General features: G+C 68.0%; 18 protein-coding genes. All 18 read right to left on the reverse strand.

The window, feature by feature from the left end; genetic code table 11:
• Positions 1 to 25: 25 nt before the first annotated feature.
• Positions 26 to 2,086: a flagellar biosynthesis protein FlhA gene (gene flhA, locus V3B41_RS19500; protein WP_197651028.1), complete on the reverse strand. Its 2,061-nt coding sequence runs from the start codon at positions 2,084 to 2,086 to the stop codon at positions 26 to 28.
• 44 nt (positions 2,087 to 2,130) lie between these two features.
• Positions 2,131 to 3,261, reverse strand: coding sequence for a flagellar biosynthesis protein FlhB (gene flhB / locus V3B41_RS19505; RefSeq protein ID WP_005416428.1), 1,131 nt, complete (start codon positions 3,259 to 3,261; stop codon positions 2,131 to 2,133).
• Positions 3,262 to 3,498: 237 nt separating this feature from the next.
• A complete protein-coding gene (locus tag V3B41_RS19510) occupies positions 3,499 to 5,745 on the reverse strand; it encodes a CocE/NonD family hydrolase (RefSeq protein WP_197633623.1) in 2,247 nt (748 codons plus the stop codon).
• Between the two features lie 210 nt (positions 5,746 to 5,955).
• Positions 5,956 to 8,088 (reverse strand): bifunctional diguanylate cyclase/phosphodiesterase, encoded by a 2,133-nt coding sequence (locus V3B41_RS19515; RefSeq protein WP_197620529.1) that lies wholly within the window; start codon positions 8,086 to 8,088, stop codon positions 5,956 to 5,958.
• 275 nt (positions 8,089 to 8,363) lie between these two features.
• Positions 8,364 to 9,155 carry a flagellar biosynthetic protein FliR gene (fliR, locus tag V3B41_RS19520; protein ID WP_099552064.1) on the reverse strand — a complete coding sequence of 264 codons (792 nt, stop codon included), beginning with the start codon at positions 9,153 to 9,155 and terminating at the stop codon, positions 8,364 to 8,366.
• Positions 9,156 to 9,168: 13 nt separating this feature from the next.
• Entirely contained in the window at positions 9,169 to 9,438 is a 270-nt protein-coding gene (locus tag V3B41_RS19525) for a flagellar biosynthetic protein FliQ (protein ID WP_005413254.1), read from the reverse strand.
• A 59-nt stretch (positions 9,439 to 9,497) separates the two neighbouring features.
• A complete protein-coding gene (gene fliP, locus V3B41_RS19530; RefSeq protein WP_329861805.1) occupies positions 9,498 to 10,277 on the reverse strand; it encodes a flagellar type III secretion system pore protein FliP in 780 nt (259 codons plus the stop codon).
• Between the two features lies 1 nt (position 10,278).
• Complete coding sequence (gene fliO / locus V3B41_RS19535; protein WP_170272481.1) at positions 10,279 to 10,677, reverse strand: flagellar biosynthetic protein FliO; 399 nt, start codon at positions 10,675 to 10,677, stop codon at positions 10,279 to 10,281.
• Between the two features lie 17 nt (positions 10,678 to 10,694).
• Entirely contained in the window at positions 10,695 to 11,030 is a 336-nt protein-coding gene (gene fliN / locus V3B41_RS19540) for a flagellar motor switch protein FliN (RefSeq protein WP_005409543.1), read from the reverse strand.
• Positions 11,027 to 12,031 (reverse strand): flagellar motor switch protein FliM, encoded by a 1,005-nt coding sequence (gene fliM / locus V3B41_RS19545; protein WP_049431106.1) that lies wholly within the window; start codon positions 12,029 to 12,031, stop codon positions 11,027 to 11,029. Before fliM ends, fliN begins: the two co-directional genes overlap by 4 nt.
• 10 nt (positions 12,032 to 12,041) lie before the next feature.
• Positions 12,042 to 12,557, reverse strand: a complete 516-nt coding sequence (locus V3B41_RS19550; RefSeq protein WP_057504318.1) for a flagellar basal body-associated FliL family protein — start codon at positions 12,555 to 12,557, stop codon at positions 12,042 to 12,044.
• A gap of 242 nt (positions 12,558 to 12,799) precedes the next feature.
• On the reverse strand, positions 12,800 to 13,966 hold the full coding sequence (locus V3B41_RS19555) for a flagellar hook-length control protein FliK (RefSeq protein WP_197620527.1): 1,167 nt from the start codon (positions 13,964 to 13,966) through the stop codon (positions 12,800 to 12,802).
• Positions 13,966 to 14,433 (reverse strand): flagellar export protein FliJ, encoded by a 468-nt coding sequence (gene fliJ / locus V3B41_RS19560; protein WP_005413256.1) that lies wholly within the window; start codon positions 14,431 to 14,433, stop codon positions 13,966 to 13,968. Before fliJ ends, V3B41_RS19555 begins: the two co-directional genes overlap by 1 nt.
• 3 nt (positions 14,434 to 14,436) lie before the next feature.
• On the reverse strand, positions 14,437 to 15,822 hold the full coding sequence (locus V3B41_RS19565; protein WP_164147210.1) for a FliI/YscN family ATPase: 1,386 nt from the start codon (positions 15,820 to 15,822) through the stop codon (positions 14,437 to 14,439).
• Positions 15,819 to 16,460 (reverse strand): FliH/SctL family protein, encoded by a 642-nt coding sequence (locus V3B41_RS19570; RefSeq protein WP_049429346.1) that lies wholly within the window; start codon positions 16,458 to 16,460, stop codon positions 15,819 to 15,821. Before V3B41_RS19570 ends, V3B41_RS19565 begins: the two co-directional genes overlap by 4 nt.
• Positions 16,457 to 17,443, reverse strand: a complete 987-nt coding sequence (fliG, locus tag V3B41_RS19575) for a flagellar motor switch protein FliG (RefSeq protein WP_024958226.1) — start codon at positions 17,441 to 17,443, stop codon at positions 16,457 to 16,459. Before fliG ends, V3B41_RS19570 begins: the two co-directional genes overlap by 4 nt.
• Positions 17,444 to 17,450: 7 nt before the next feature.
• On the reverse strand, positions 17,451 to 19,097 hold the full coding sequence (gene fliF / locus V3B41_RS19580) for a flagellar basal-body MS-ring/collar protein FliF (protein ID WP_049429345.1): 1,647 nt from the start codon (positions 19,095 to 19,097) through the stop codon (positions 17,451 to 17,453).
• A gap of 13 nt (positions 19,098 to 19,110) precedes the next feature.
• Positions 19,111 to 19,476 carry a flagellar hook-basal body complex protein FliE gene (fliE, locus tag V3B41_RS19585; protein ID WP_005416441.1) on the reverse strand — a complete coding sequence of 122 codons (366 nt, stop codon included), beginning with the start codon at positions 19,474 to 19,476 and terminating at the stop codon, positions 19,111 to 19,113.
• Between the last annotated feature and the right edge of the window lie 317 nt (positions 19,477 to 19,793).

Raw genomic sequence — 19,793 nt, forward strand, 5'->3', positions numbered from 1 at the left:
TTTTCTGGCGCATCGGAGGGCGGCGTCAGCTGATCGTTCCGACCAGCTTCAGGCGCTTGTCCTCCGGCACCTCGCTGTAGGCCAGGACCGACAGCGACGGAACGCTGTGGCGGACCAGGCGGGCCAGCGCGGCGCGCACCGGGCCAGGTACCAGCACGACCGCGGGCTCGTTGCGGGCTTCCTGCTTGCTGACACATTCGGCCAGGCTCTGGTGCAGTCGCTCAGCGAGTCCGGGTTCCAGCGCGGCGCCGTTGCCCTGCGTGGACTCCTGCAAGACACGTTCCAATTGCGGGTTGAGGGTGAACACCGGCAGCTCCGCCGACATTCCGGCGATCTCCTGCACGATGAAGCGGCCCAGCGCGGTGCGCACGGCAGCGGTCAGCACCGCCGGGTCCTGGCTGCTGGGCGCGTGTTCGACCAGTGCCTCGGCGATCTTGCGCAGCTGGCGGATCGGAATGCGCTCGACCAGCAGGTTCTGCAGCACGCGCACCACCGCCGACAGCGGCAGCGCCTTCGGCGTCAGATCTTCGACGAGCTTGGGCGCGCTCTTGGCCAGGTTGGCCAGCAGGTGCTGCACTTCCTCGTGGCCGAGCAGTTCCGGCGCGTGCTCGCGGATCAGGTGCGACAGGTGGGTAGCGACCACGGTGGCCGGGTCGACCACGGTGTAGCCCAGCGTTTCGGCCTGGGCACGCTGGTGCGGCTGGATCCAGGTGGCATCCAGGCCGAACGCGGGGTCCTTGCCGGCGATACCTTCCAGCGCGCCGAGTGCACTGCCGGGGTCCAGCGCCAGTTCGCGGTCCGGGTGGATCTCGGCGGTGGCCACCGGCACGCCGTGCACCAGCACGCGGTAACCATTGGCCGGCAGCTCCAGATTGTCGCGGATATGCACCGACGGAATCAGGAAGCCGACGTCCTGGGTCAACTTGCGGCGCACACCCTTGATGCGCGCCATCAATTCGCCGCCCTGGTTGCTGTCCACCAGCGGGATCAGCCGGTAGCCGACCTCCAGGCCCAGCGGATCGACCGGGCGCAGCTCGTCCCAGCTCAGTTCGGCGGTCGGTGCCGGCGCGGACGGGCGGCCCAATGCGTTGAGCGCAGCGGCGTCGTTGCCTGCAGCTCCCGGATCGGTGGTGGCAGCCTTGCCCTTGCGATAGACCTTCCACGCGATGAAGCCGAGGATCGCGGACAGCGTCAGGAAAGCGACATTGGGCATGCCCGGCACCAGGCCGACCACGCCGATGATGCCGGCAGTGATCGCCAGCGCACGGTACTGGCCGAACACCTGGCCGGTCATGGCCTGGGCCATGTCCTGCGAACGCGAGGCGCGGGTGACCAGCATCGCCACCGCGCTGGACACCAGCAGGGCCGGCAGCTGCGCCACCAGGCCGTCACCGATGGAGAGCAGGGTGTAGGTGGCAGCGGCTTCGCCGAACGGCATGCCATGCTGCAGCACGCCCACGGCCAGGCCGCCGAGCATGTTGATGAACAGAATCAGGATGCCGGCGATGGCGTCGCCGCGGATGAACTTGCTGGCACCGTCCATCGCGCCGTAGAAGTCGGCTTCCTCGCGGACCTCTTCACGGCGCAGCTTGGCTTCTTCACGCGTCAGCAAACCGGCGTTGAGGTCGGCGTCGATCGCCATCTGCTTGCCGGGCATCGCGTCCAGGATGAAGCGCGCGGTCACTTCGGAGACGCGGCCTGCGCCCTTGGTGATGACCACGAAGTTGATGATGGTGAGGATCGCGAAGACCACGATGCCGACCGCGTAGTTGCCGCCGATCACGAATTCGCCGAAGGCGGCGATGACCTTGCCCGCGGCGTCGTGGCCGTTCTGGCCGTTGAGCAGGATCACGCGGGTGGACGCCACGTTCAGCGCCAGCCTCAGCATGGTGGTGATCAGCAGCACGATCGGGAAGATCGTGAAGTCCAGCGGGCGCTTCACGTAGACCACCGCCAGCAGCACCATCAGCGAGATGGCGATGTTGAAGGTGAACAGTGCATCGAGCACTGGCGCGGCCAGCGGCACCACGACCATGGCCAGCAGGGCCAGCACGATCAGCGGTGCGCCAAGACCCTGGCGGATCATTTCCAGGGCGCGGCGGGTATTGAATCCGGCGGAGGGCTGGGCGCTCACGGGCGGCCTCCCTTGCCGAATTCATCCACCTGGATGTGCGGGGCGTCCGGCATCGGGCCAGTGCGCCAGGCGCGCAGCTGGTAGACGTAGGACAGGACCTGGGCGACGGCCGAATACAGTCTCACGGGGATTTCCTTTCCGAGTTGGCCTTCCCGATACAAGGCGCGTGCCAAAGGCGGGGCGGAGACGATCGCGACCTTGTTGCCGTCGGCCACCTCACGGATGCGCAGGGCGGTCTCGTCCACGCCCAGCGCGACCACGGTGGGGGCGTTCATGGCCCCGCCTTCGTACTTCAGGGCCACCGCGTAGTGGGTGGGGTTGACCACCACCACGTCGGCGGTGGGCACCGCTTCCATCATCCGGCGGTTGGCCATCTGCTGCTGCAGCTGGCGGATGCGGCCCTTCACCTCTGGGCTGCCTTCGCTTTCCTTCATTTCCCGGCGCAGCTCTTCACGGGTCATCTTCAGCTTGCGCATCCAGTTCCAGCGCTGGTACGGCGCATCGATGGCGGCCAGCACCAGCATGGCGCCGGCGGTGGCCAGCAGCAGGCGCAGGGTGAAGCCGAGCCCGTCGGTGATGGCCGTCTCCAGCGGGTGGTGGATCAGCCCGCGCAGGGTGTCAAAGCCGGTCCAGACCACCAGCCCGGCGGCGACGCCGACGAAGGCCACGCGCAGCAACGATTTGGTGAACTCGGCAATGGCCTCCGGGCCGTACAGGCGCTTGAGCCCGCTCATCGGGTTCATGCGGTTGATGTCGGGCAGCAACGCCTTCTGCGACCAGCGCAGGCCTCCCATCACCAGCGGGGCGACGAAGCTGGCCAGCAGGCAGACCAGCACCAGCGGCGCGATCACCAGCATGAACTGCAGCAGCAGGTCACCGAAGTGGCCGAACAGCTCCTTCGGGTTCTGCCGCAGGCTCTGTTCCGGGCTCAGCGCCTGCTTCATCCAGGCCGTGGCGCCACGGCCGATCGAGCCACTCATCGCCATCACCGCCAGCACGCCGGCGCCGAATACGGCGGCCGTGCCGAGTTCGCGCGAGCGCGGCAGGTTGCCCTGTTCACGGGCGTCGCGCAGGCGTTTCTCGGTCGGTTGTTCGGTCTTTTCGCCGGCGGATTCGTTCTCGGACATCACGGGGCACTACGGCAGGGGATGCCGGGGTGCGTGCAAGAACCGTTCCACGCATGGCGGGTGGCGCATCCACGCATGGCGTGGATCTACTGTAGAGCCGAGCCCACGCTCGGCTGAGGTTGGGCCCAGGCGCGAAGCGCAGCCGAGCGCAGGCTCGGCTCTACAGGAGGGTGTTGCAGGAACCGTTCCGTGATGGCGGGCGGCGGCACGGGTAACGCCGGACCGTGCCCGGCGCAATCATCCATCCGGCGTTACCGCCCGCAGCGGAATCGTCAGAACACTGTCGCTGTGCCAGTCCACCCGCAGCGGTTCACCCGCATCGGCCACGCTCTCGTCGCTGACATCGCGGCCGGTACCGTGGTTCACCTGGTGCATCGCGTCCTTCAGTACATCCACCTTCACCAGCAGGCGGCTGCCGGCGGCCAGTCGGCGCGCCACCATGCGCGTGCGGTCGAAGGGCAGGTGGGTCCATTGGCCTGGCTGAAGCAGCTGGCGCGTGGTCGGGTCACGCACGTGGCTGGCCCGGCCCATGTAGTAGGACAGCTGCATCCGGCGTCCATCGGCCATCAGTTCGTACAGGGTGACGGTGAAATCGAAGTCGCGCTTGTTGATCCGGACCTTCAGGTCGCCGGAGAAGCTGCCCACCAGATCCATCGGGCCTGTAAAGGGATCGGTGACAAAGGACAGCGCCGTATCCCTTTCGTCCTGTGCTGCGATGATCGGGAACGGGTAGTAGCCATGCCGCATTTCATTGCGGTCGGCCAGGTCCACGGTCTGCCCCAGCTGGCCTGGCGCTGGCGGCTGTTCCTGCAGGCGGTGGTAGCCATCGGCCGAAGCGGGTGCGGCCGACAGGTGGTAGCGGCGGTGGGCACCCGCGGCGGCGTCCAGCGTTGCCGCATGGCCCCAGCGGTTGGCGCCCATCAGCTGGTAGTTCACGCGGTCGGGCACCAGCGCAGGACGCGGCGCGCCGCGCAGCACATGGTCCAGCCACTGGAAGGTGACTGCCGGGGTATCGAACTGCGCGGCGGGGTCGATCGCGTAATCACGCAGCTGCAGCGGTTTGACCGCCGACTGCGCACCACGATGGTCGTAGGGGCCGATCAGCAGGGCATGGTCCGCATCGGGGCGGTGCCGCAGGTGGTCCTTGAAGTACTGCAGTGCCGAGATCTGGCCATCGTCGTAGTAGCCGGTGATGGTCAGTACCGGGATGCGAATGTCGTCGAACTGGTCGCCATAGGGAACCATTGACTGCCAGTAAGCGTCGTACGCCGGGTGGTCGAGCCAGCGCTGCAGCCAGGGGTTCGGCGTGCCATCGACCTGGTCGATCTGCCGGTAGGGGCGGCCGGAGGCATACCAGCGGCGCGGCAGCTGCGACCAGCGCTCGTTCTGGTTGTAGGTGTCGTTGTCCAGCATCGGGCCATTGGCCACATAGAACGCCCAACCGTAGTTGGCACTCAGGAACACGTTGTTTTCCATCGGCAGGCCCTGGCCGGGGATGGCGGCAACGTAGGGCACGATGGTCTTCAGTGCGGGATGGTGATGGCGCGCCGCCGCCCAGGCAGTGAAGCCCTCATAGCTGCCGCCATACATGGCCACCCGGCCATCGTTCCACGGCTGGTGGCTGATCCAGTCGATGGCTGCGTTGGCGTCCCCGCCGTCATGCTCATAGGGAGCGATGGTGCCGATGCCCCGACCCTTGCCACGGGCATCGACCACGATGCCGGCGTAGCCATGTGCGGCGGCCAGCAGCATCTTCTGCCGGTTCTTGGGTGGATCGGTGTAGATGGTGAACAGCATTGCTGCAGGCAGCGGAGCCCTGGCGGCGCGTGGCCGTGCCAGCTGCGCCGACAGCACGACGCCATCGCCGGCGGGGATGCGCAGGGCATCGTCGATGACGAAGCGACGCTGCTCTTCCGCGGCGACCAGCGCAGGGGCCAGTGCGGCGGCAAGGGTCTGTGCACGCAGTACCGCCCGCAGGCGCAGCAGTTCCAGGGCGACGGCCTCGGTGACGGTCGCGGCCCCCGCCTGCGCGGCGATGGCCTGCTCCAGCTGCGCGCGCACCGGGGCTGGCTCGACCGAGAGCGCGGCATCGGCCTGCACCGCGGCAACGTCGTCGAGGGCAGCGAAGGTGCTGTGGAAGGCACGCGCATACCCCGCTGCGTCCTGCTCGCCGGCGGTGGCGAGCAGCAGCATCGGCACCCAGCGCTGCACCGCCGCGGTATCACCGTCGCTTGCAAGCGATGCGCGTGCCTGCTGGATCGATCGCCGCGCTTCGCTGGTCCGGTCCAGCGCAAGCAGCGCGTGGCTGCGCTGTGCGTCGGTCAGGGAGGCAGACTTCAGCAGCTCGGTGCCCAGTGTTCGCAGGGCTGCGTCGGTCTGCGCGGGAGATGCATCCGCGGGCAGCGACCATGACAGATCGCTGGCCAATGCGCGGGCGCAGCTCAGGGCCAGCAGCAGACCTGCCAGGGTGGTGCGGAGTGCCACGGGCTCTTCCTTGCATGACGGTCGCGCGGCCCATCATACGGGAGCCGAGCGCAGGCTCGGCTCTACAGGAGGCGCGGGGCATTTGTAGGGCCGAGCCCATGCTCGGCTGCGGTTGGCTCAAGCGCGAAGCGCAGCCGAGCGCAGGCTCGGCTCTACAGGAGGGTGTCGAAGGAGTCGTTCCGTGATGGCGGGCGGCCGCGCCGCGAGGCGTTATCCGGGCGGGTGTTGCGGCGGCGGGCTCTGCGCCAGTTCCACCCGCGGCCGTGGCAGGTCGTGCAGCTGCATGAAGCGCGCTGCATCGACCGGCCGGCCCAGCAGGTAGCCCTGCAGGTAGTCGCAGCCCAGACGCTCCAGGTAGGCGCGCTGGGCGGCGGTTTCCACGCCTTCGGCGACGATGTCCATGTCCAGCGCATGGCCCAGCGCCACGATCGCCGAGACGATCACCACGTCCTCGGCGCTGTGCTCCAGGTCGCGCACGAAGGCGTGGTCGATCTTGATCTCGGTGGCCGGCAGCCGCTTCAGGTACAGCAGGCTGGAATAGCCGGTGCCGAAATCGTCGATGGAAATGCCTACGCCCAGTGCCGACAGTGCCTGCAACAGGCGCAGGCTGGTGTCGGTATCGCGCATCACCGTGCTTTCGGTGATTTCCAGCACCAGGTGCCGTGGCGCGATGTTGTGGCGCTCGATCACCGTGCGCACGTCCTGCAGCAGGTGCGGCGAGCTGAACTGCACCGGCGACAGGTTCACCGACATCGACCAGCCTTCATGACCGGCATCGTGCCATCGCCGCAGCTGCTGGCAGGCCTGGTCCAGCGCCCAGCGCCCGATGTCGTTGATCGCGCCGCTGCGCTCGGCCAGGCGGATGAATCGATCGGGCGGGATCAGGCCATGTTCCGGATGCCGCCAGCGGATCAACGCCTCGGCGCCGGCCACCTTCTGCGTCGCGACGCGGATCTTGGGCTGGAAGTTCAGGAACAACTGGTCGCTGCCGATCGCCCGGCGCAGGTCGGCCAGCAGCCGGAACTGCTGCTCGGCACTGTCGTTCATCCAGTCCGCGAACAGCACGAAGGCGTTGCGTCCGGACTCCTTGGCCTGGTACATCGCCGCGTCGGCAAACGCCATCAGCTGCCGCTCGCTGGCAGCATGGTCGGGGCAGATCGCCACGCCGATGCTGGCGGTTACCTGAAGTTCGTTGTCCGGCAGCAGCGGTCCGCTGCCGACCGCCTGCAGGATGCGCCGGGCGAGGGTAGGCAGATCCTCGTCGTGCTCGATGCGTACCACCAGCACGAACTCATCGCCGCCGAGGCGGGCCAGCATGTCATGGGGGCGCAGCAGCTGGCGGGTGCGCTCGGCCACCGCCACCAGCAGCGCGTCGCCGGCCTGGTGGCCATAGGCATCGTTGACCTGCTTGAAGCCGTCAAGATCCATGAACATCACTGCGAAACGGCTGCCGCCCTGTTCGGCCTCGGCCAGCGCCTGCACGATGCGCCGCTGCAGCAGCAGGCGGTTCGGCAGGCGGGTGAGCGGATCATGCAGTGCAGCCTGGGTCAGCTCCTGCTGCGCGTCGGTCAGGGAGGTGCTCAACATCGAGTTGCGCAGGCGCAGCAGCTGGGCCTCGACCCGCTGGTCCAGCCACGACACCACCAGCACCACGGCCAGGATTGCGACGGTCAGCAGCACCACCAGCATGGCCAGCCATTCGCTCTGCAGGCCATCGCCGACCGCCGCGCCGCAGATGCTGCCTTCCGGAAAGCGTGCGGCGGCCATGCCGGTGTAGTGCATGCCGACGATGGCCAGCCCGAGCAGGCCGGCGGCCGCGAGGCGGTCGCCGACACGGGTGCGCTGCGCGCGCAGGCGGAATGCCACATACAGCGCAGTCCACGAGGCGGCGACCGCCACCATCAGCGAGAACAGCAGCCAGCCCGGGTCATAGTCGATGCCGGGTTGCATGCGCATGGCCGCCATGCCGACGTAGTGCATGCAGGCGATGCCGGTACCCATCAGCAATGCCCCGCCGGCCAGGCGGGGATGCGGCAGGGTGCGCAGTGACACCAGCCACAGCGCGAACACAGACGAGGCGATTGCCAACGCCAGCGAGAGCAGGGTGATGGGCAGGTCGTAGCCCAGTGGAATGGGCAGGTCGAAGGCGAGCATGCCGATGAAGTGCATCGACCAGATGCCCAGGCCCATGGCGAAGCCGCCCCCCAGGCGCCACCACCACGCCGCGCCCTTGCCTGGTGCGGTGACGGTGCGCCCGGCCATCGCCAGCGCGGTGTAGGAAGCCATCACGGCGACCAGCAACGAGATCGCCACCAGCCAAGGATTGTACGTGCCTACCAGCATTCGTCAGTCTCCCGGACCTGCCTGTCGACGGAAACCACGGTGGGGCATGCATGAGGCAGGCCGACGCAGTGCGTCGACCAGACGCGGCGTCCCCCTGGGCGCCGCGCATTCACTCTAACGCGTGGACCCGGGGGGACTTCAAGCGGCAAGACGTGAAATTGCGCCCCTGTAGAGCCGAGCCCATGCTCGGCTAGCGCTTCGGCCAATGGCAGCCGAGCATGGGCTCGGCTCTACAGAAACGAATGCATGGCAACCAGTAAAACGTGATGATCAGGTCAGTGTGTAACCGCGTCCGCAGCCTGGAAGGCGGCATCGAACAAGCGCTGCACCGGCGGCCCCATTTCACCGGCCAGCAGGGCCAGCAGGAACAGGCCCAGCAGCAGCGAGACCGGCAGGCCCAACTGGATCGGGTTCAGCGCCGGGGCGGCGCGGGCCAGTACGCCGAACGCCAGATTGACCGCCAGCATCGCCACCGTCAGCGGGATGGCCAGGGTCAGTGCGCCGCGCAGTACGGTCAGCAGGAAGGTCGGGGCAATGCTGAAGAACGCGTGCGGGTCGGGCAGCGGGGCGCCGATCGGCAGTGCCCGGTAACTGTCCACCACCAGCGAGATCAGCGCCAGGTGGCCATTGGCGGTGAAGAACAGCAGGCCGAACATCAGGTAGAACCACTGCCCGATCACGCCGGAGGTGCCGCCGCGCAGTGGGTCGCTCATCTGCGCGAAGGCCAGGCCGGTGCCCTGGGCGATCAGTTCGCCGGCCAGCGCACCGGCCTCGAACACCAGGCGCAGCAGGAAGCCGATGGACACGCCGATGGCCAGTTCCCGGGCGATGGTCAGCACGGTGGCGGCGTCGAAGCCGGTCCAGTCCGGTACCGGCGGCAGCAGTGGTGCCAACGCGATGGCAAGGGTGCCGGCCAGGATCACGCGGATCCGCGCCGGCACCGCGCGGGTGCCGACCATGGGCATGGCCATGGCCACCGCACCGATGCGCAGCATGGTCCATAGTACGGTGCCGATCATGCCGAAGGCCTGCAGGCCGTCGGCAGCCATCTGGGTGGCGGCGTCCATCGAAGCGTGTGTCCTAGCCGATCAGGTGCGGGATGCGCTGGAACAACAGCGTGGTGAATTCAACCAGGTGGCCGATCAGCAGGCTGCCCAGCGCGAACAGCACCGCGGTCAGCGCCGCCGCCTTGGCGACGAAGGCGATGGTCGGTTCGTTGAGCTGGGTCGCGGCCTGCACGACGCCGACCACCACGCCCACCACCAGTACGGTGAGCAGCAGCGGGCCGGCCACCCACAACACGGTGATCAGGCCGCCACGCAGTTCGGTCAGGGCAAGTTCGGGAGACATTCGGGTTCCATCTGCTTATGTAGAGTCGAGCCATGCTCGACTGCTCTTTGCGGGGGATATCAAGCCGGATTGAAGCTCGCCGCCAGTGTGCCGACTGTCAGCACCCAGCCATCGACCAGCACGAACAGCAGGATCTTGAACGGCGCCGACACCAGCATCGGCGACAGCATCATCATGCCCATCGACATCAGCACGCTGGCCACCACCAGATCGATGATCACGAACGGGATGAAGATCAGGAAGCCGATCTCGAAGGCGGTCTTCAGCTCGCTGGTGACGAACGAGGCGACCAGCACCGGGAACGGGATCGCGTCGGGGCTGGCGTAGGTGCCGTGCCCGGCGATGCCGGCGAAGGTCATCAGGTCGGTCTCGCGGATCTGCGCCAGCATGAAGGCGCGCAGCGGCGTGGTGGTCAGCGTCCAGGCGGTCTGGAAGTCGATGTCGCCGTTGAGGTAAGGCGCCATGCCGGTGCTCCAGGCCTTGTCCCAGGTCGGCAGCATGACCATCGCGGTCAGGAACAGGGCCAGGCCCAGCAGCACCTGGTTGGACGGCGTCTGGCCCGTGCCCAGCGCCTGGCGCAGCAGGCCCAGCACGATGATGATGCGGGTGAACGAGGTCAGCACCAGCAGCATCGACGGGATCAGGGTGATCGCCGTCATCAGCAGCAGGGTCTGCAGCGGCAGGCTGACCGGCGCACCGCCGATCTTGCCGACGTTGATGTCCGGCAGCGGCGTGGTCGGTGCGCCGGGCGCGGCGAACGCCAGTGCCGGCAACAGGCACAGGGCAAGCAACAGCAGCCACGGCATCAGGATGGCAAGACGGGTACGGGTGACACGCATGTCAGGGGTCCTTGCGCAGCCGCTGCTGCAGCAGCTGGGCGAAATTCGGCAGGTTCTTGAAGTCCGGCACGCGTACCGGCGCCGGTGGCGGCAACGGTTCGGGCAGGGTATGCAGGGTATTGATGCCACCGGCGGTGACGCCCAGCAGCAGCTGCTGGCCGTTGACCTCGACCACCACCACGCGTTCCTTGGCGCCGACACTGAGGCTGGCTACCAGCTTCATGCCTTCGGCAGGGCGGAAGCCGCTGCCGGGCATGCGCTTGAGCAGCCAGCCCAGGCCGATGACCAGGGCCAGCACCGCCAGCAGCGCCAGCACCGCACCGAACAGGCTGGGTGCGGCGGCCGCATGCTGGCCAATCTGCGGGCCAACCGGGGCGGCGGCCTTGCCGACCGCCAGCAGGGTGGAGGCCAGCAGGCTCAACGCAGTCTCCGGATACGCTCGCTCGGGCTGACCACGTCGGTCAGGCGCACGCCGAAGCGGTCATTGATCACCACCACTTCGCCGTGGGCGATCAGCGTGCCGTTGACGAACACATCCAGCGATTCGCCGGCGCCGCGTTCCAGTTCCACCACCGAGCCCTGGTTGAGCTGCAGCAGGTTGCGGATCGGCAGGCGCGCGCGACCGACTTCCAGCGACAGCGTCACCGGCACATCGAGGATCACGTCCAGGTTCAGGTCCGGGCCGTTCGCCTCGTCGGCCTGCAGGCTGCTGAACTGGGCCGGGGTGGGTTCGAGGGCGTCGATATCGTTCATTGCGGGTCTTCCTGGATGACGGGTACGCGCGGGCGGGTGCCCGGCGGATGGGTAGCGGTGATCTTCACGGCATTCATGCCGTTGGCGATGCCGAACTCGCCGGTGAACACCGGGATGTTCTCCACGCACAACGGCACCTGCGGGCTGAGCTCGATCGGCAGGATGTCGCCGACCTTCAGCTGGGTCAGGTCACGCAGCGTCATGCGCTTGCTGGCCAGCACGCTGGACAGGGTCACCTCGGCGATGTTGAGCTGTTCGCGCAGGGTCTGGCCCCAGCTCTCGTCGCGGTCGTTGCGGTCACTCTGGATGCCGGCGTCGAGCAGTTCGCGGATCGGCTCCAGCATCGAGTACGGCAGGGTCACGTGGATATCGCCGCCACCACCATCGAGCTCGACGTGCAGGCGGCACACCACCACGTACTCGCGCGGCGTCACGATGTTGGCGAAGTGCGGGTTGATTTCCGAGTTGATGTACTCGAAGTCGACATCCATCACCGGTGCCCAGGCCTCGCGCAGGTCGGCGAAGGTCTGCTTCAGCAGCAGGTGGATCACCCGCATTTCGGTGGCGGTGAACTCGCGGCCTTCGATGCGGGTCGGGTAGCGCCCGTCGCCACCGAAGAAGTTGTCGACGATGGCGAACACCAGGGTCGGTTCGAACACGATCAGGCCGGTGCCACGCAGCGGCTTGAAACGGATCAGGTTCAGGTTGGTCGGCACATACAGCGAGTGCATGTAGTCGTTGAACTTGATCAGCTCGATGCCGCGCACCGACAGCTCGGCCGAGCGGCGGATCAGGTTGAACAGGCCGATCCGCCACAGGCGTGCGAAACGCTCGTGGACCATTTCCAGGGTTGGCATGCGACCGCGGATGATGCGGTCCTGGCTGGCGAAGTCGTATGAGCGCGCTTCGCCTGACGGCGGTTCCGGATCGGTCTCGACCGCGCCACTGTCCACGCCGTGGAGCAGGGCATCGATCTCGTCCTGGGACAACAGATCATTCATTGGTGGGCCCTTACTGGGTCACGAAACTGGTGAACAGCAGGTCGTCGGCACCATTGCTGCCGGTCTCGGCCTTGAGCACTTTCTGCACTTCGGCCAGCGACGCAGCCTGCAGCTTCTGCTTGCCGGCGACATCGGCGATCTGGTCGGGGCTGACCTGCGAGAACAGCATCAGCAGGCGTGCACGGATGGCCGGCGCGTGGGTCTTGATCGCCTCCAGCGCGGCCGGGTCACGCGTCATCAGCTGCACTTCCAGCTGCAGGTAGCGCGGGCCGTCGATGGGGCCGTTGAGGTTGACCACGAAGGCCGGGTCGAGCGCGAAGTACTGCGCCGGCGCCGGGGTGGCCGACTTCTTCGGGGCCTGCGCGGTCTTCTCTTCCGGCTTGGACTGGGTGAAGAACCAGACGCCGCCACCAGCGGCGGCGGCGGCCAGCACGGCCACCAATGCGGTGATCAGGATCGGACTGCGCGGCTTGGCGGCCTTGTCCTTCTCGGCGGTCTTCTTGGTTTTGTCAGCGGCTGCGGCCACGGGGTGAAGCTCCTGAGGGTTGCTTCACCGGGATATGCAAGGGGTGTGCCGAAGATGGGGCAGTGGGGTGCGACGGAATTCCGTCGGGGTGCCGGTGCGGCCGTGCGGAGCAAGCTCCGCAGCCACCAACGCGATACGGCGAAGTGCCGATCCTGGCCGGCTCCATTGCCCCGGTGCCCCTGTGCCCTGGTGGGCACCGACCGCCCCACTCTGGTAGGTGCCAACCTTGGTTGGCACGTCTGTCAGGCGTAGGCGTCCAGCAATCCGCGCTGGCGGATCAACTGCGCGGACGACACGCTGGTGTCACCCGGCGACGGTTCTCCGTCACCGGCCATGCCGCCGGCGCCGGATTGCCCCGACGCACTGCCGTCACCTCCAGGCGCCTGGTGGCCGACATCGGCGTGGGCCAGTTGGAAGCCCTGTTCGCCCAGCAGCTCGCGCAGGCGCGGCAGGCTGCTTTCCAGCGCCTGCCGCACGTCCACGTGCGGGCTGCTGAAGCTGGCATGCACCTTGTCGCCGTTCAACTGCAGGCGAACATCCACCGGGCCCATGTCGTCCGGACTCAGGCGGATGTGGGCGTGACCGATCTTCTGGTCGGCCAGCCAGCCCAGGCGCGCGCCGATGGCCTGGTCGAAGCCGTCGTCACCCAGCACGGGCTTGGGCGTGGGTTCGCCATTGAAGATCGCGTTGCCGGTGGCGAGCGCCGCTTTCAGGTCCTGCACGGCGGCCGCTGCCGGTGCGTGCAGCAGTGGTGCACTGTTGCGGTCGCCGAGGGCAGCCACGTCACTGCCTTCGCCGCGCTCGCTGCGCTTGCCGGGCGGGATCATCTCCGGCAGTGGCAGCGCGCTGGCATCGTCAGCGCTGGTCGCCGCAGGTTTGCCGTCGGCCGTCGCTGCGGCTGCGGTAGCCGCTGCTGGGGCGGTTGCGGGCAGCGCCGGGTTCGCGGCGGTGGCAGCGGGCAGCGCGCTACCGTCGCTGGCCAGCGACGGTGCAGCGGTGGTCGGCAGAGCGGCGGCCGGATTCACGGGCGTCGGCATCGCCAGCACCAGGCCGGCCAGGCCGAGCGGTGGCCACGGGGCATCCTCGGTCGCGGCGGGCGTGTCCTTGTCGGTGCCGGGTCCAGCCGGGGTGGCGGCAACGGGCGGCAGCGGCGACGTTTCAGCGCTTGCCGCTTCGCCTTCTGCGTTGCGTTCGCCGGGAGCCTGGCCATTGCTGTCGGGGGTCGATGGCTGGCTCGGCGTGGATGGCGTCGGCGTGGTGGCGCTGCTGGCAGGGGCGGCTGCAGAGGGCGCGCCACCCTGCAGCAGCTGGCCGAATTCCTTGCCGCGCTCGCTGCGCGGTGCGCGCGCTGCAGCGCCGCCGGAATTCTGTGTCTGCGCGTTGGCGCTGCTGGCGAGCGGGGAGGGCATCACGAGCGGCCTCCCTGCTCGGTGCCATCCTGGTCTTCGGCCTGTACAAGGCGCGCGCGGCGCGCACCGATGTCGTCCATCTCGCGCTGGTCGCGGCGATCGGTCACCACTTTTTCCTGCGCGCGGTAGCTGGCGGCGAGCTGTTCCAGCACGGCCTTGTCCCGGCTGGCCAGGATCAGGCGGGCACGCTCGGCTTCCACTTTTTCGCGGTTGCCGTTGACCGTGGCTTGCTGCTGCTCGACCGCACTGTCCAGGCGGTCCAGGAAAGCGCGACGGTTCAGCAGCTGCGCCGGGCTGGTCGCTGCCATCTGCGCGTTTGCGTACTCCTCGGCATAACGTCGCAGTTCGTCCAGTCGCGATAGATGGGTATCGAGAACGCGCTGGCGTTCAGCGAGGTCTCGGGCGACCGCGTCCTCGTGTTCCTGGGCCCGCTTGAGCAGGGGATCGATGCGCTTGGACTGGTTCATGGCTTAACTCTCTTGTTCCACCAGGCGCTGCAGTGCCGCCTGGCTGTGCGGGAGATCTGCGGCCTTGGCAACGTCCTGGCCGAGGAACTCCATGATTTCCGGCCAGCGTTCCAGGGCTTCGTCGGTGGCCGCGTCGTTGCCGCGCTGGTACGCACCGATGGCGATCAGGTCGCGGTTGGCCGAGTAGGCCGAGACCAGCCGCTTCAGCTTGCGGATGCGCAGGCGCCACGGCTCGTCGGCGATTTCCGTGACCACTCGGCTGACTGACGATTCGACGTCGATGGCCGGATACAGGCCGCTGTCGGCCACGCGCCGCGAGAGCAGGATGTGACCATCGAGGATCGCGCGGGCGGCATCGGCGATCGGGTCCTGCGGATCGTCGCCCTCGGTCAGCACCGTGTAGAACGCCGTGATCGAACCACGCCCCTTGGCGCCGTTGCCGGCGCGTTCGACCAGCGCCGGCAGCTTGGCGAACACCGACGGCGGGTAGCCGCGGGTGGTCGGCGGCTCGCCGACCGACAGGCCGATCTCGCGCTGTGCCTGGGCGAAGCGGGTCAGCGAGTCCATCAGCAGCAGCACATTCAGTCCCTGGTCGCGGAACCATTCGGCAATGGCGGTGGCACGGTAGGCGCCGTGCAGGCGTGCCAGCGGCGGGCGGTCGGCCGGGCTGGCCACCACCACGGCGCGGCGCAGGCCTTCCTCACCCAGCGTGGTTTCGACGAAATCACGGACTTCGCGGCCACGTTCACCGATCAGCCCGACCACGATCACATCGGCAGCGGTGTAGCGGGTCATCATGCCGAGCAGCGTGGATTTGCCGACGCCGGAGCCGGCGAACAGGCCGACACGCTGGCCGCGGCCGATCGGCAGCAGCGCGTTGATCGCGCGCACGCCCACGTCCAGCGGCTGGGTGATCGGTTCACGTGCCAACGGATTGATCGAGACACCGGCCATGCCGACGTGGCCTTCGGCGCGGATCGGCCCCTTGCCGTCCAGCGGCACGCCATCACTGTCGATGACCCGGCCGAGCAGGCCTTCGCCGACTTCCACGCCACCGCGGCGCGCCGACGGCACCACGCGGGCGTTGGGCAGCAGGCCGTGCAGTTCAGCGCTGGGCATCAGGTAGGTGCGCTCGCCGGCAAAGCCGACCACTTCGGCATCGACCCAGCCACCGTCGACCACTTCCACCTTGCAACTGGCGCCCAGCGGTGCCTCGCAGCCAACCGCTTCGAGCGTCAGCCCGACCGCGCGACGCAGCACGCCCTCGCGGATCAGGCCGCGACCATGCGCGGTATCCACGCGCAGGCCGTCGAGACGACGGGCCAGGCGCAGGTTGCGGGCCATGGCCCAGTCGGCGGGCGGTGGCGTGGGCTGCGATTCGGGCGTCATGCGCCTGCTCCGGTCTGGCGGATCACCGCATCCAGCGCGCCACGCAGGCGGGCTTCCAGGGTGCCGTCGATGCGCACCGCTTCGGCATGCACGCGCAGGTCGCCGCGGCTCAGGCTGGTATCGGGCACCAGGCGCTGCTGCGGCGACAGGTTCAGCAGGGGGGCGAGGGCGGCGATGTCGTCGGGGTGCAGGCGCACCTCGACTTCGCGGGTGCTGCCTCCGACCGCGTCGATGGCCTCGCCGACCAGCTGCGCCAACAGCGCAGGGTCGGCCTCGTAGGCACGCCCGACCAGGGCACCGGCGATGCGCACGGCCAGCTCGCCGAGCGCACCGACCACTTCATTCTCCAGCCGCACCAGCGGCCGGCTGAAGTTGTCCAGGATGCCTTCGATCTGCGCGGCGAGGCGCCGCACCTCGGCCTGGCCCTGGCTGTAGCCGTCGGCATGGCCGTGCTGGAAGCCTTCCTTCTCGGCGCTGTCCTGGATCGCCTGGATCTCCTCCAGGGTCGGCAGCTGCAGCGGTGGCTCGGGTTCGTGTTCCGGGTCCGGCTCGGTGAGTTCGAACACATCTTCCTGCGCCAGCGCCGGTTCGGGCTGGGCCAGCAGGTCCGGGGCAAGCCAGCGCACGACGTTGCTCACAGCATCGCCTCCGCGCTGCCGCCGATGGTGACGGTGCCTTCATCGGCCATGCGCTTGACGATGGCCAGGATCTCGCGCTGCGCGCCTTCCACGTCGGACAGGCGCACCGGGCCACGGGCTTCCATGTCCTCCAGCAGGATTTCGGCCGCGCGCTGCGACATGTTGCGGGTGATCTTGTCGCGCACCTTGATGTCGGCACCGCGCAGGGCCAGGCCCAGGCGCTCGCCGCTCACTTCGCGCAGGACCAGCTGCATTTCGCGATCGTCCAGATCGACCAGATCGTCGAACACGAACATCAGGTCCTGGATGCGGTTGCTCAGTGGCGCATCGATGCGTGCGATTTCGCCCAGGATCGCTTGGTCCTGGCCGCTGTCCATGAAGTTCAGGATGTTGGCCGCGCACTGCACGCCGCCGATGTTGGACGACTTCAGGTTCTGGTTGCCGGCGAACTGGCGCTCCATGATCTCGTTGAGTTCATTGAGCGCGTTCGGCGGAATGCCGTCGAGGGTGGCGATGCGCAGCAGTACGTCGACGCGGGTACGGTCGGGCAGCAGCTTCAGTGCGTCGGCGGCCTGGTCTGTTTCCAGGTGCGCCATCACGATGGCGATGATCTGCGGGTGCTCGTTGCGCACCAGGTCGGCCACCGCGCGCGGGTCCATCCACTTCAGCGCGTCCAGGCCGGTGGTGTTGCGGCCGAGCAGGATGCGGTCGATCAGGTTGCCGGCCTTCTCGCTGCCCAGCGCCTGCACCAGCATGTTGCGGATGTAGTCATCCGAACCCACGCCCAGTGAGGTCTTCGAGCCCAGCTCCTGGCCGAACTGGTCCATCACCCGTTCCACCTGCTCGCGGGTGATGTCGGTCATGGTGGCCATGGCGATGCCGATCTTCTGCACTTCCTTGGGTTCCATGTGGCGCAGCACCTCGGCCGCGTCCAGCTCACCCAGCGAAAGCAGCAGCACGGCCGCGCGCTGCACGCCGGTCAATTGCGGCTCAGTCATTGGCCACCCAGCCCTTGACCACCTGGGCCACGCGCTTGGAGTCGGTCTTCACGGCTTCACGCGCCATCCGCAGTCGTTCCTCATATGAATCCACCGGCAGGGCCAGTGCGTCTGGCCCGGCCAGGCTGGCCCGGTCGGCGCCCAGCGCCGGCAGCGGGGTGCCATCGTCATCAACCAGCTGCACGTCCGCGGTATGCGGTTCCAGTGCGTGCTCGTCGTTCTTCTTGTTCTGGCCGGTGATCGCGCGCAGCGCCGGGCGCAGCACGCCGAACAGCAGTGCCAGCACCACCACCGCGCCGAGCAGCATGCGGCCGGCGTCGTGCACCCAAGGCAGCTCCCACCAGGCCGGGCCTTCCTCGGGCGTGATCTCGCGCACGAACGGGGCGTTCATCACCGACACGGTGTCGCCACGCTCGGCGTTGAAGCCGACCGCCTGCTTCACCAAGGCCTCGACGCGGGTCAGCTCGGCGGCCGACAGCGGCTGCGGGCTCATCTTGCCGTTGGCGCCGGCGCGCGGCACGTTGTCCACCAGCACTGCCACCGACACGCGCTTGATGCGGCCCGCGGGCTGGCGGGTGTGCTGCAGGGTGCGGTCCAGCTCGTAGTTGCGGGTCGCGTTCTTGCTGCTTTCGGTCGGGGTCTGCGCCGTGGCCGGCGCGGCCTGCTGGCCCGGCGGGCTGTTGCTGGTCGCCCCCGGCACACCCTGCGGACCCGGCGTGCTGGTGGTGTTCTCGCTCATCTGCTCGCTGCGCAGCTTCTGCGGCTCGCCGTTATAGAGCTCGCGGGCTTCCTCGGTCACCGAGAAGTCCATGTCCACGCTCACTTCCGGATTGACGCGGCCCGGGCCGGTCATCGGTTCCAGCAGCTCGCGGATGCGTTGGTTGAACGAGGTTTCCTGGCGGCGCACCTGTTCGAACTGTGCAGCGTTGACGGCTGCCTCGCTGTTGGGGTCGGTGATGCTGAGCATGCGCCCGCTCTGGTCGACCACGGTCACCCGTTCCGGGGCAAGATCCGGGATGCTGGCCGCGACCATGTGCACGATGGCGTCCACCTGGCTGCGTTCCAGCTGCTGGCCTCCGCGCAGTTCCAGGGTCACCGAAGCGCTGGCGACATCGCGCTGACGGGTGAAGGCGCTGGGCTTGGGGATGGCCAGGTGCACGCGCGAGTCGCGCACTGGGCGCAGCGTGTTGATGGTGCGCGACAGCTCGGTTTCCAGCGCGTGCTGGTAGCGCGCGCTTTCCACGAACTGGCTGACACCGAAGCCGGGGTCGCGTTCCATCAGCTCGAAACCGAGCTTGCCGCTGTCGGTCAGGCCGGAGCCGGCCAGCTTCAGGCGGGCGTCGTGCAGGTTCTTCTCCGGCACGGTGATGCCGCCGGTGGCGGGATCGAGCGCGAACGGAATCTGCGCGGCGCGCAGCAGGTCGGTCGCTTCAGCGGTCGCCTTCTGGTCCAGGCCGGTATACAGCGGGACCATGCCCGGCTTCTGTGACCAGAAGAACACGGACAGGCCTGCCGCCACCGCCACCGCGATCATCGCCATCAGGCCCAGCCGACGGGTGATCTGCAGACTCTGCAGGCGGTCGAACCATTGCCCGGCCTTCTCGGCGTTCAGGCTGTCCTTGGAGAGCGTCAGTGCCATGCGTCAATGTTCCTTACAGCGGCATGTTCATCACGTCCTGGTAAGCCTGGACGAGACGGTTGCGGACTTCCACGGTGGCGCGGAAGGCGATCTGGGACTGCTGCGAGGCGACCATCACCTTGGCCAGGTCGGCGCTGGGGTCGCCCATTTCGAAGGCCTTGGCCAGGGCGCCGGATTTCTGTTGCGCGTCGTTGACGCCGGCAATCGCACCACGCAGGGTTTCGGTGAAGCTGGCCGGCTGGGCCTGCGGTGCTTCCAGCACCGTGCCCGGCAGGGCATTGCTGCGCGGGGTTTCGCCCAGCGGGTTGAGCGCCGGCTGTCCCATCTGGGTCTGATAGGAGCGGATCTGCGAAAGGATCGAAGTGACGGAGTGGGACATCTGCAACGGTTCCAGAAACAGGGATGGGGTTGTCTGCTGGAGCCAGTGCAAGTGCCGTGCCGAAACCGGTTTTCGATTCAGTGAAGTGAGGAGGTTGGGTGTGCGTGCGGGGTTGCACCCCGCTCCCCGCGGTAGTGCCGGCCGCTGGCCGGCAACAGCAACAGCAACAGCAACAGCGAACATTCCGTGGGATGGCGGGGTGGGTCCGGTTGCGGGGGGCGCCGTAAATCCGTCCATGGAGGCTCGGTCGCCGCATCCATGCGGCTCACGCCCCCGCAACCGGACCCACCCCGCCTTCGACAGTTCTCTGCGATCTG

The sequence above is a fragment of the Stenotrophomonas sp. SMYL89 genome, assembly GCF_036319985.1.
GTDB classification, from domain to species: Bacteria; Pseudomonadota; Gammaproteobacteria; order Xanthomonadales; family Xanthomonadaceae; genus Stenotrophomonas; species Stenotrophomonas maltophilia_Q.